Here is an 11878-nt window from a genome sequence, read left to right as displayed (position 1 = left end):
CTATCTGTTGCCCAAGGCAGCAAGAGCAGCGGTTAACTAATGCGATACTAGCTCAGTTGGTAGAGCGCAACCTTGCCAAGGTTGAGGTCATCGGTTCGAACCCGATGTATCGCTCCAGCTTTCTTCTAAAAAAGCTAATAAGTACTTTAAACCTCTGTGTTTAAAGGCGACCACAAAGGTCACGCTCTTTCTTTAATGCTGCGAAGCATCATCCCCCCAAAAAAGCAAACAATCCTCCATCATGGTGGATATTTTTTTGTCTTAAATTTTTCTTAGCAACTGGAATGCTAGTAAATATCAGGTCTCTGAAGCAGACACTTGAGGTTTTTCACATCTATAAACAGACTTATCCACAAAATGTTAGGTGTGGATAACTTGGTTGATAAAGTTGTTTCAGGCTTAATTCTTTACCTATCCCTAAAAGATCTTTCTTGTTTTCAATATATTAGATGAATTGCAGCGATCGTAACTTGTTGTTTTTTATCAAGTTGGATGCCTATCTTGGATTTAATAAAAGATCGTTAACTTGTTGTTTTTTGATCTTAATCATTTATCGGTACTGTGTTTAACTTTGCTCGGGTGTCGGAAGTTTACGAGAGTTCTGAATTTTTTCCACATTGTTAGAATTGAGAACAAGGTCAAACATTGTTCTAAAATTATGTGCAACGAGTTGTCTTAAATATTGGACTATCGATGTGGGTGTCGCTGTCAATCGTTGATACCAAAAGGGCTAGGCGTCTCTTGGTAGTCCTTTCTCTACTATACGTATCAGTCTGTGCTTTTTGGTGGAGATTTTGCTGTTACTTTTTTGCACACAGCTATTTTTCTGCGTAGAGCTATCTTCTTGCACACTGCTAGCGTTGGGTAACTGCTGTAGTTGTTTATTCAAAGCCCACTCAATATGCACATCAAGCATTTCGTTTTTGCCTTGATGAGACTCCAGGGTTTCAATAATGCGTTGTTGAAATGGTGCATTGCCCATCGCAACAAAGATATTGCGTAACCACTGGGTGTGGCCGATACGTCTGATTGCTGAGCCTTCCATTTTCTTTAGGAAGGTTGCTTCGTCCCAACTTGAAAGTGAAACCAGATCGGCTTCTTGGAAATCTTCTCTGCGGTGAAAGTCTGTTTGCTCTGTGAGTTCGGCATGACGATTCCACGGGCAAACTAACTGACAATCATCGCAACCGTAGATACGGTTACCAATGGCATCTCTATACTCTTCAGGGATCACACCATCATATTCAATGGTTAAGTACGAGATACATTTGCGAGCATCCACTACGCCATCAGCAATAATGGCACCCGTTGGGCAAGAAGTGATACATGCGGTGCATTTGCCGCACTCATCAACACTGGGTTCATCCGTGGGAAGAGGGATGTTAACTAACAGCTCCCCTAGAAAGAACCAAGAGCCAGCGTCTTTATCAAGAATTAATGAGTGTTTACCTGTCCAGCCCAACCCTGCTTTTTGAGCGAGTGGTCTTTCCAAAATGGGCGCTGAATCGACGAAAGGGCGTGAGTCTAAACCCTCGACCTCTTTTTCAATTCTTTGTCCTAGCTTTTTCAACTGGTTACGGAACAATTTGTGATAGTCGCGGCCTAAAGAATAGCGGCTGATGTAGCCTTGAGTGGTATCGCTTAGGTTAGAGGCGAACTGAGCTTCTGGTGGTAGGTAGTTCATTCGAGCGCTGATCACTCGAATTGTGCCTGGGTGAAGTTCATCAGGACGTGCACGCATCATCCCATGTCGAGCCATCCAATCCATTTCGCCGTGGTTGCCAGCATCTAGCCATGCTTGAAGAGGGGCTTCGTGTTCACTTAAATCAACATCGCAGATGCCAACTTTTTGAAAGCCCAGCTCTTTTCCCCAGATTTTAATTTTTTCAGCAAGATGGTCTAGATTCATGGCTTATTTCTTATTTTCTCTGTTTTACAATTAGAGATAAGGCTAATTAAAATTAGGTTCGGCAAAAATGGGGGCGGATCTTAACGGATCTTAGTGGTGTTGACCAGAACAGACGCGTTTTGAGCAGTATTTTTCATAGAACTTACACTTGAGTGCTTGTCTCCCAAAAGCATCACGGTTTACTATTCTTGTTCTTTTGATTTTTATATAGTCAACGATCGATTTTTAGAGAACGTATTCATGAGCACGAAACAATTTACTTTGAAAGATGAACAAGCAACGATTCAATTAGGAACGGAGCTTTCGAATCTTTGCTCACAGCAGACGACTATTTATCTGCATGGTGATCTTGGCGCAGGCAAAACGACCTTTAGTCGTGGCTTTGTAAAAGCACTTGGCCATCAAGGAAATGTAAAAAGCCCAACGTATACTCTAGTTGAACCTTATCAACTTGCAGATTGGCAGGTGTACCACTTTGACCTTTATCGCCTAGCAGATCCTGAAGAGTTAGAGTTTATGGGAATTCGTGACTATTTTACGCCGGATGCTATCTGTTTGGTTGAGTGGCCTGAGAAAGGTTATGGGATGCTACCAGAAGCCGATTTGGATATTGATATTCGTTACCAAGACGATCACCGTATTGTTTCTTTAACCGCTAATAGTGAATACGGACAGCGCTTACTTAGTCAGTTGGAGTTATGTTGATTTCTAAACGCCTTATTTCAACAGTGGCCATGATGGCTGCTGTTTTTTCTATACTGTTTTCTTCACTTGTTTCTGCAAACTCACTGAAAAGTTTAAGGGTTTGGCCTTCTCCAGAAGAAACTCGTGTGGTTATCGACTTAAAATCAGAAGCGGACTTTAGCTATTTCACCCTGAGTAGCCCGAGTCGCTTAGTGGTTGATTTAAAAAATACCAGTCTTGCGACTAAGTTACCGGTCGAGGTGAAAGACAGCCCTGTTCTATCTAAGATTCGTAAGAGCTCACCGCCAGACAAAAACACCTATCGCTTGGTTTTTGAGTTAAAGAAGTCGTCTAAAGCAGAATTATTCAAACTGAGCCCGACTCCAGGTGGTCAGTATGGACACCGTTTGGTGATCGACTTACCTCATGGTGCGGCAAGTAAAGCGACATCGACACCGAGTAAGCCAACGGTAAGTAAGAACATTAATCAGGTTAAGCGCCAGAAAGATATTCTAATTGTGATTGATCCTGGCCACGGTGGTGAAGACCCAGGTTCGATTGGTCCTACGCGTAAATACGAAAAAGACGCGACTCTGAGTATTTCTAAGAAGTTAGCAGCTCAACTGAATGCGGTCCCGGGGATCAAAACTCGTATGACTCGTAATGCTGATTACTTTGTGAACCTGAATCGACGTGTTGCGATTGCTCGAGAGAATGAAGCTCACCTGTTGATCTCTATTCACGCCGACGCCTTTACGACGCCTCAACCAAGAGGTGGTTCAGTGTTTGTATTGAACACTCGACGCGCAAATACAGAGATCTCTCGTTGGATTGAGAATAAAGAGAAACAGTCTGAATTGCTTGGTGGTAGCGGTGCAGCGTTCACAAGCAATATTGATGATAAGAACGTAAACCAAACCCTGCTTGATTTGCAGTTTAGCCACTCTCAAAAAGAGGGCTACAAACTGGCAACGGCAATTCTGTCTGAAATGGGTAAGGTTGCGAAACTGCACAATAGCAAGCCGATTAACACCAGCTTAGCAGTATTACGTTCACCACAGATCCCATCAGTACTGGTAGAGACAGGTTTTATTTCGAATCCGACGGAAGAGAAGCTTCTTTTCCAACGTTCGCACCAAGATAAATTGGCACGAGCAGTGACTAAAGCGGTGGTTAAGTATTTGAAGGCTAACCCGCCTGAAGGGATTATCTTGTCTAACGCAACGTCATCAACGGGCAGCGTGAGCCAACATAAAGTCTCTCGTGGTGAGTCTTTGTCTGTGATTGCGAGCAAGTATGGTACGTCGACACAGACGTTGATGAAGTTCAACAATCTGAAATCGAGCAGCCTAGCAATTGGTCAAGTACTTAAGATTCCAGGCAGTGCTTCAACTTCATCATCAAGCAGTGCGGTTAAAACGAAGACCATCACTCACACGGTTAAGTCTGGAGAGTACCTAGGTAAGATCGCCAGCCGCTATAAAGTGTCGGTGGCTGATATTAAACGTGAGAACCGTTTGAAATCAGAGACGGTGAGAGTAGGCCAAAAGTTACGTATTACGGTTGAAGTTAAAGATGTTCCTCTGCGCAAACACAAAGTTGCAAGAGGTGATTACCTTGGCAAGATAGCTTCGAAATACGGCGTGAGCGTCAACAGCATTCGCCAAGCGAATAAGTTAAAATCTGACAGCCTGGCTATCGGCCAAGTGTTGATTATTCCTCACAAGTAGCCTTGGGAATACTAAGCGGCTTCAGGTATATCAATGTTAAAAAAGAAGAACTAGTGCAAACGTAACAGCGTTTCCATCAATGGCAGTAAGGTAGCAATTAATATGACGATCAAAATACTGCCAGCTCGGTTAGCTAACCAAATCGCAGCGGGTGAGGTGGTAGAAAGACCCGCTTCTGTTGTAAAAGAGTTGGTTGAGAACAGTTTGGATTCTGGTGCGACACGTATCGATATTGATATCGAGAAAGGTGGCGCCAAGATGATCCGCGTTCGTGACAATGGTAAAGGCATCGTAAAAGATGAGCTTGCCTTGGCACTGAGTCGTCATGCTACCTCCAAAATCCACACTCTTGATGACCTAGAGGCGATCGTCAGCCTCGGTTTCCGTGGTGAAGCGCTGGCGAGTATTAGCTCGGTTGCGCGCTTGACCATGACTTCACGCCCTGCCACTCAAGATCAAGCTTGGGCAGCACACAGTGAAGGTCGTGATATGCAGGTAAAACTGCAGCCTGCGGCGCATCCTATTGGCACTTCGGTTGAGGTGTTGGACCTGTTCTTTAATACGCCAGCACGCCGCAAATTCTTACGCACCGAGAAAACTGAATTCACCCATATTGATGAGTTGCTTAAACGCATCGCATTGAGTCGTTTTGATGTGACGATCAACCTTCGTCATAACGGCAAGATGATTCGTCAGTACCGCGCTGCAAAAACACAAGTTCAAGCAGAAAAGCGAATCGCTGCGGTATGTGGCAATCCTTTTGTTCGTCATATGCTTAAGATCGAACTTGAGCATCAAGGCCTAAAACTTCATGGCTGGATCACCACGCCAGAAGGAGCAAGACAACAAAGCGACCTGCAATACTGCTATGTGAATGGTCGTATGATGCGTGACAAGCTGATCAATCATGCGATTCGTCAAAGCTACGAAACCAGCCTGCGTCCAGACCAATTCGCGACGTATGTGTTGTTCATTGAACTCGACCCACATCAGGTGGACGTGAATGTCCACCCTGCAAAACATGAAGTGCGTTTTCATCAAGCGCGCCTTGTGCATGACTTTATTTACCAAGCATTGAGTGATGGTTTAGCACAGAGCAAGCAGATCGATGCTGCACCAATCAATCAGTCGGCTTTTCATCAGTCAGAAGTGATTCATCATCAGCAAGATAGTACGAGCTCTGCAGTTGATGGTGTTGCAAGTTTCGCTGAGCCAGAAAGCGTAATGCCTAGCAGTTCGGATCAAACCCAAGTTTCGGATAGGGTGCGACACGCTATTGAGCAAACGCCTGCCTACCCGAGAAAAGCAGAATCAGAGCACGCTTTTGATAAGCCTCAACACAGCGTTAATGATGGTGGGCGACATTATGTTTCATCAATTAGCCCAAGCTCATCAACCAGTCCAAGTTCATCTGCTGGCCGAAGCTCGGCTACTAGTGACAGCAGTTTTACCGGTTCCTCTCGCCAAGAGTGGATAGAGTCTCGACCTGAACCTAAAAAAGAGAAAGAGCCACACCAACATCATGGTGAACCCGCGCCATCTAAGCGAGAAGTGAAAGCCTATAAAGAGCTTCTGAAAACGCCAGATTTTGATGAGCAAGTTGTACAGCCTTCACTTTCTCAAGAGCATGTGGCACCAGTAGAAACCAGAGACAACTTAGAAAATAAAGAAAATAAAGAAAATAAAGAAAATAAAGAAGCTAAGCCTGCTCAACAGAATCCTGTTCATTTAAAGCCAAGAGCACCTGTAACGGACTTGGGCAAAGCGGTCTCGATTGTGGAACGTCAGTATCTGGTAATGGGCAATAAGAACGGCAGTGTGCTGGTTTCCTTGGCTAAGGCTGAGTTATTGCGTGTTGTTGGTCAGCTTGATACTCGAGGTGGTGCGTTAAAAAGCCAACCACTATTGGTGCCTTTATCGATTAAGCTGGGTAGTGAACTTGTCGAAGTTGCTAAGGCGCTGAGTCAAACTCTGGCATTACTGGGGATTGAGCTTAAGGCGCGAAACAGCGAGGCGGTAATGGTGATGGGCGTGCCTTCTCCTTTAAGGCAGCAAAACTTACAAATTTTGATCCCAGATCTGTTATCTTACGCGGCTTCAATAAATGCCCAGGGTGCAGTGAAGCAACCTAATGACATGTTGTCAGCTTTGGTTAACTGGATCGGGATTCAAACCGCACAAGTAAAAAGCGACTACACTTTATCTGAAGCGGTTCAACTAGTTGGGGAACTAGAACAACTTTGGCATGGTCTACTTCCATTAGATGATCCAGAGTTTGTTAATCCTATCGACTTTTCAGCGACTATAGCCGCGTTTACGGTTTAATTTTTTCGCGACGACCTTTGTCTTTTTAGCTGAATACGTCGCGACACAAAGCCCTTTGCTAAAAAGCGCTAAAACAGAGAAGCAAATACAAAATATCATGACTGAAAAATTACCTTTAGCGTTGTTTTTAATGGGCCCAACGGCGTCAGGAAAAACAGATTTAGCTATCCGCTTACGTCAGAAATACCCTGTAGAGATCATCAGCGTCGATTCGGCATTGATCTACAAAGACATGGATATTGGTACCGCTAAACCGGATGCGGAAGAGCTTGAGCTCGCGCCTCATCGCTTGATTGATATTTTGGATCCAAGCGAAGCGTATTCTGCGGCAGATTTTCGTCGTGATGCGATCAATGAAATGAATAAGATTGTAGCGGAAGGCAAAATCCCGTTACTTGTTGGTGGCACAATGCTGTACTACAAAGCATTGTTGGAAGGTTTATCGCCATTACCAGCCGCGGATCAAGAGATTCGTAAGCAGATTGAAGCGGAATCTATCGAACAAGGTTGGCAGGCATTGCACGATCAATTAAGAGAGATAGATCCCGTATCCGCTGAAAGAATACACCCAAATGATCCACAAAGGCTTTCAAGGGCATTGGAAGTTTACCGAATTTCGGGTAAAACATTAACAGAGCTAACTCAAACGAAAGGCGATAGCCTGCCATTTCGTGTAAAACAATTTGCAATAGCTCCCAAGGAAAGGACTGAACTCCATCGCCGCATTGAGCTGCGTTTCGAGAAGATGATAGAAGCTGGGTTTGAAGATGAAATGAAGGCGTTGTACGCGAGAGAAGATCTTCACCCTGAACTGCCATCGATCCGATGCGTTGGTTATAGGCAGATGTGGGATTATTTAGACGGTAATTGTGATTTAGACGAAGCGGTTTTCCGTGGTGTCTGTGCAACCCGTCAGTTGGCCAAGCGACAAATCACCTGGTTGCGCAGTTGGGATGATTTAACTTGGTTAGATAGCGAAAACATTGATCAAGCGTTAGAAACTCTTTCAGATGCAATAGCATCTGATTAGTATTGCTGTGTATAATGTGATCGCTTTTGCGTGAATATACTCTGGAAAGGATCCGTTATTGAGGCTTTTAAAAATCACAGCCTTTCAATAACAACGGAGTTTTTTTATTCATTTAGCTCAGATGCAAAGGCCGCACCTTTTTGTGCACCACTAGCTAAATAATTACAACAAAATACAAATAAGGAAAATAAAATGGCTAAGGGGCAATCGCTACAAGACCCATTCCTAAATGCACTCCGTCGTGAGCGCATTCCAGTCTCTATCTATCTTGTTAACGGCATTAAGCTGCAAGGTCAGATCGAGTCTTTCGATCAATTCGTGATCTTATTGAAGAACACAGTAAACCAAATGGTTTACAAGCATGCGATTTCTACTGTGGTACCTGCTCGCGCAGTTAGTCACCACAGCGGCGAGCAACGCACGCCATCTGATCGTCCAGAGAAGACTGAAGATTAATCGTTCAATTTGTACAGCTTGCGCTGTAATAAGGAGTTGGTTGCTTGTTTGACCGTTATGAATCCGGCGAGCGAGCCGTACTTGTTCATATCAACTTCACGCAAGAGGGAGAATGGGAAGATCTAAGCGAATGTGAAATGCTGGTCTCCTCAGCGGGGGTAGAAACGCTACAAGTGATTACTGGTAGCCGACAATCCCCACTCCCTAAATACTACGTTGGAGAAGGTAAAGCCCTAGAAATCGCACAAGCTGTTCAGCTGACCGGTGCTGAAATTGTGATTTTTAACCACTCCCTCTCTCCTGCCCAAGAGCGCAACCTCGAGCAATTGTGTAAATGTCGTGTGATTGATCGCACGGGTTTGATCTTAGATATTTTTGCACAACGTGCGCGAACTCATGAAGGTAAGCTACAAGTTGAGCTCGCTCAGCTTCGTCATATCTCTACCCGATTGATTCGTGGTTGGACTCACCTTGAAAGGCAGAAAGGTGGTATTGGTCTTCGTGGTCCAGGTGAAACTCAACTGGAAACCGATCGACGTTTGTTGCGTGACCGTATAAAGGCAATACTACGTCGTTTAGCGAAAGTTGCTAAGCAGCGTGAACAAGGACGACGTGCTCGTAATCGAGCTGAAATCCCAACAATTTCTTTGGTTGGTTATACCAACGCAGGGAAATCAACACTTTTCAATCGCATCACAAGTGCGGGTGTTTATGCGGCAGACCAACTGTTTGCAACCCTAGACCCAACACTACGTAAGATTGATTTGGCAGATGTCGGGCCTGCAATTCTCGCAGATACCGTAGGTTTTATCCGTCATCTACCACACGACTTGGTCGCTGCGTTCAAGGCAACATTACAAGAGACGCAGGAAGCTGACATTTTGTTACATGTTGTTGATGCCAGTGATGACCGTTTTCGTGAGAACATTCAGGCTGTTCATGAAGTATTAGAAGAAATCGATGCTCATGAAGTGCCAACCCTTGTAGTCATGAACAAAATTGACTGCATGGAAGACCAAAAACCTCGAATTGAAAGAGACGAAGAGGGCGCACCTCGCGCTGTTTGGGTTTCTGCAATGGAAGGAGAAGGTATTGAGCTACTGTTTGAAGCTTTAACTGAGCGTTTAGCTAGCCAGATGGTTCAATTCCGGTTGTGTATTCCACATCAACATCAGGGTCGCATTCGCAGCTTATTCTTCGAGATGAAATGTATTCAACAGGAAGAGTATGATGAAAATGGTAACTTGTTGATAGATATCCGAATGCAACAAATAGATTGGTCTAAACTTGAAAAAAGAGAAGGGGCGCTCTTAGGTGACTTTATCGTTACCAAAGAGACTGCTACAGTATAACGTCATATCAAATGATGGAGCTTTCTAATGGCGTGGAATGAGCCTGGAAATAACAACAACGGCGATAATAACGGCCGCGATAATGACCCTTGGGGTAATAAAAATAATCGCGGCGGCCGAGATCAAGGACCGCCAGATCTAGACGAAGTGTTTAATAAACTAAGTCAAAAGTTAGGTGGCAAGTTTGGTAAAAAGGGTGGCAACGGTAACGGGCCATCTATTGGTGGTGGCGGTGCAATTGGCTTTGGTGTCATTGCCGTTATTGCTATTGCTATCTGGTTCTTCGCTGGTTTCTACACCGTTGGCGAAGCAGAAAGAGCAGTAGTACTTCGACTGGGTCAGTTCGACCGTATCGAAGAACCTGGTCTTAACTGGCACCCACGCTTCATCGATGAAATCAGTGATGAGCAACTAGTAAACGTTCAAGCGATTCGTTCTCTACGTGCTGCTGGCACGATGCTAACGAAAGATGAAAACGTTGTGACCGTTGAAATGGGTGTTCAATACCGTGTTTCTGACCCATACAAGTACTTGTATCGTGTAACGAATGCAGACGACAGTTTACGTCAAGCAACCGATTCCGCGCTTCGTGCGGTAATTGGTGACTCACTAATGGATAGTATCCTGACAAGTGGTCGTCAGCAGATTCGTCAAAGCACTCAAGAAACGTTGAACCGTATTATTGATAGCTACGATATGGGTATTCTGATTGTTGATGTGAACTTCCAGTCAGCACGTCCACCTGAGCAAGTGAAAGATGCATTTGATGATGCTATCGCGGCTCGTGAGGATGAAGAGCGTTTCGAGCGTGAAGCTGAAGCTTACCGAAATGACATTCTTCCAAAAGCAACAGGTCGTGCTGAGCGTTTGAAGAAAGAAGCGGTGGGTTACTCAGAGCGCACAGTTAATGGTGCTCTAGGTCAAGTTGCTCAATTCGAGAAACTGCTACCTGAATACCAAGCTGCTCCTGAAGTAACACGTAACCGTATGTACCTAGATACAATGGAAAAAGTGTACTCAAGCACATCGAAAGTCCTGATTGATTCTGAATCAAGCGGTAACTTGCTATACCTACCAATTGATAAGCTAGGCGCACAAGGTGGTTCTCAGTCGGGCTCTCGCCCTGCAAAAGCATCATCAACTTACGATCAAATTGAGTTAGAAACTCAAGCGGATCCAAAGCCTAGCACTCAAACTCGTTCAGACAGTTCACGCCAAGGGAGATACTAATAATGCGTAAATTAATGATCCCTGTATTAGTTGTGACGATTGCCCTTCTATTGATGTCAGTGTTTGTGATTCAAGAAGGTGAGCGTGGCATGGTAATTCGTTTTGGTCGAGTTCTCGATGACAACGGCGTATCACGAATCTATGAACCAGGTCTGCACTTTAAACTACCGATGTTTGATCGCGTAAAAGTACTTGATGCTCGTATTCAAACGATGGATGGCCGTTCTGACCGTTTCGTAACATCAGAGAAAAAAGACGTTCTAATTGATACTTACGCAAAATGGCGTATTGCTGATTTTGGACGTTTCTATCTGAGTACCGGTGGCGGTAATATCATGACGGCAGAAGCACTTCTTGAGCGTAAAGTGACAGATGTTCTTCGTTCTGAAATTGGTTCTCGTGAAATTAAGCAGATCGTGTCAGGCCCTCGCAACAAGGACATCCTGCCAGACTCTGCTGATAGCGAAGTCGTCACAACGGTAGCGGCTGCAGAAGCACTAGAAGTTGATGGCGAACGCGATAAGATCATGGAAAACGTTTTGTCTGGAACGGCAGAAAGTGCGATGGCTGATTTAGGTGTTGAAGTTGTTGATTTTCGTATGAAGAAGATTAACCTTCCTGACGAAATCAGTGAATCTATCTACCGCCGTATGCGTGCAGAACGTGAATCGGTTGCTCGTAGACACCGTTCTCAAGGTCGTGAGAAAGCGGAAGTTATCCGTGCTCAAGCTGAGCTAGAAGTGGCAACAGTTCTTGCTGAAGCTGACCGTACAGCTCGAATCACTCGTGGTGATGCGGATGCAGAAGCAGCGAAGATCTACTCTGATGCGTTCAGCAAAGATCCTGAGTTCTACGGCTTCATGCGTTCATTGCAAGCTTATGAGACATCATTTAGCGATAAGAGCGACATTCTAGTACTGGATCCGAAGACTGACTTCTTCCAATACATGAATCAAGCAAGCGGCGCTCCAGCAAAATAAGCTGATGCGTTAGCGAATGCTTAGCTTAATAAGCAAAATACGTTAAAACTTAAAAGGCTCCCATTGTGGGAGCCTTTTTGTTTTCTATGACTTCTTTCAGGAGGAGACATGTTTGTGGATTCACTATTGGGGCGCGAGGGAAGGCGCTTAACAGCGTTCTACTTATACCAATCCGGAAAATT

The 11878-nt window shown here is 44.6% G+C and carries 9 protein-coding genes and 1 tRNA gene; 9 read left to right on the top strand and 1 reads right to left on the bottom strand.

The features are described 5' to 3' along the window. The first annotated feature begins 41 nt into the window (after positions 1-41). Positions 42-117, top strand: a tRNA-Gly gene (locus tag AB4307_RS20630). A gap of 613 nt (positions 118-730) precedes the next feature. Here AB4307_RS20630 and queG read toward each other — a convergent pair. After that, a complete protein-coding gene (gene queG, locus AB4307_RS20625) occupies positions 731-1909 on the bottom strand; it encodes a tRNA epoxyqueuosine(34) reductase QueG (RefSeq protein WP_017059922.1) in 1179 nt (392 codons plus the stop codon). A gap of 240 nt (positions 1910-2149) precedes the next feature. Here queG and tsaE point away from each other — a divergent pair, with 240 nt between their 5' ends. The 8 genes from tsaE (at position 2150) to hflC (ending at position 11696) form a co-directional block, all read left to right on the top strand. Further along, on the top strand, positions 2150-2614 hold the full coding sequence (tsaE, locus tag AB4307_RS20620; RefSeq protein WP_004735870.1) for a tRNA (adenosine(37)-N6)-threonylcarbamoyltransferase complex ATPase subunit type 1 TsaE: 465 nt from the start codon (positions 2150-2152) through the stop codon (positions 2612-2614). Continuing rightward, positions 2608-4323, top strand: coding sequence for an N-acetylmuramoyl-L-alanine amidase (locus tag AB4307_RS20615; protein ID WP_372133301.1), 1716 nt, complete (start codon positions 2608-2610; stop codon positions 4321-4323). Before tsaE ends, AB4307_RS20615 begins: the two co-directional genes overlap by 7 nt. 102 nt (positions 4324-4425) lie before the next feature. Next, entirely contained in the window at positions 4426-6648 is a 2223-nt protein-coding gene (gene mutL / locus AB4307_RS20610; RefSeq protein WP_372133298.1) for a DNA mismatch repair endonuclease MutL, read from the top strand. A gap of 97 nt (positions 6649-6745) precedes the next feature. Next, a complete protein-coding gene (gene miaA, locus AB4307_RS20605; protein ID WP_017059926.1) occupies positions 6746-7678 on the top strand; it encodes a tRNA (adenosine(37)-N6)-dimethylallyltransferase MiaA in 933 nt (310 codons plus the stop codon). 192 nt (positions 7679-7870) lie between these two features. After that, complete coding sequence (hfq, locus tag AB4307_RS20600) at positions 7871-8134, top strand: RNA chaperone Hfq (RefSeq protein WP_017059927.1); 264 nt, start codon at positions 7871-7873, stop codon at positions 8132-8134. 44 nt (positions 8135-8178) lie between these two features. Then, positions 8179-9486: a ribosome rescue GTPase HflX gene (gene hflX / locus AB4307_RS20595; protein WP_017059928.1), complete on the top strand. Its 1308-nt coding sequence runs from the start codon at positions 8179-8181 to the stop codon at positions 9484-9486. Between the two features lie 27 nt (positions 9487-9513). Continuing rightward, positions 9514-10716: an FtsH protease activity modulator HflK gene (hflK, locus tag AB4307_RS20590; protein WP_017063176.1), complete on the top strand. Its 1203-nt coding sequence runs from the start codon at positions 9514-9516 to the stop codon at positions 10714-10716. Between the two features lie 2 nt (positions 10717-10718). Beyond that, positions 10719-11696, top strand: a complete 978-nt coding sequence (gene hflC, locus AB4307_RS20585; RefSeq protein WP_017059930.1) for a protease modulator HflC — start codon at positions 10719-10721, stop codon at positions 11694-11696. Positions 11697-11878 lie beyond the last annotated feature (182 nt).

This window comes from Vibrio sp. 10N.261.52.C2, from assembly GCF_041471425.1.
In the GTDB taxonomy this organism is placed as follows: Bacteria; Pseudomonadota; Gammaproteobacteria; order Enterobacterales; family Vibrionaceae; genus Vibrio; species Vibrio crassostreae_C.
The sequence above is the reverse complement of the archived record's forward strand: the minus strand, read 5'-3'. Positions and strand labels throughout refer to the sequence as shown.

Bases quoted from the DNA above. Each gene is read 5' to 3' on its own strand.
- hflC (WP_017059930.1), top strand. From the start codon at position 10,719: ATGCGTAAATTAATGATCCCTGTATTAGTTGTGACGATTGCCCTTCTA.
- mutL (WP_372133298.1), top strand. From the start codon at position 4,426: ATGACGATCAAAATACTGCCAGCTCGGTTAGCTAACCAAATCGCAGCG.
- tsaE (WP_004735870.1), top strand. From the start codon at position 2,150: ATGAGCACGAAACAATTTACTTTGAAAGATGAACAAGCAACGATTCAA.
- AB4307_RS20615 (WP_372133301.1), top strand. From the start codon at position 2,608: ATGTTGATTTCTAAACGCCTTATTTCAACAGTGGCCATGATGGCTGCT.
- miaA (WP_017059926.1), top strand. From the start codon at position 6,746: ATGACTGAAAAATTACCTTTAGCGTTGTTTTTAATGGGCCCAACGGCG.
- hfq (WP_017059927.1), top strand. From the start codon at position 7,871: ATGGCTAAGGGGCAATCGCTACAAGACCCATTCCTAAATGCACTCCGT.
- hflK (WP_017063176.1), top strand. From the start codon at position 9,514: ATGGCGTGGAATGAGCCTGGAAATAACAACAACGGCGATAATAACGGC.
- queG (WP_017059922.1), bottom strand. From the start codon at position 1,909: ATGAATCTAGACCATCTTGCTGAAAAAATTAAAATCTGGGGAAAAGAG.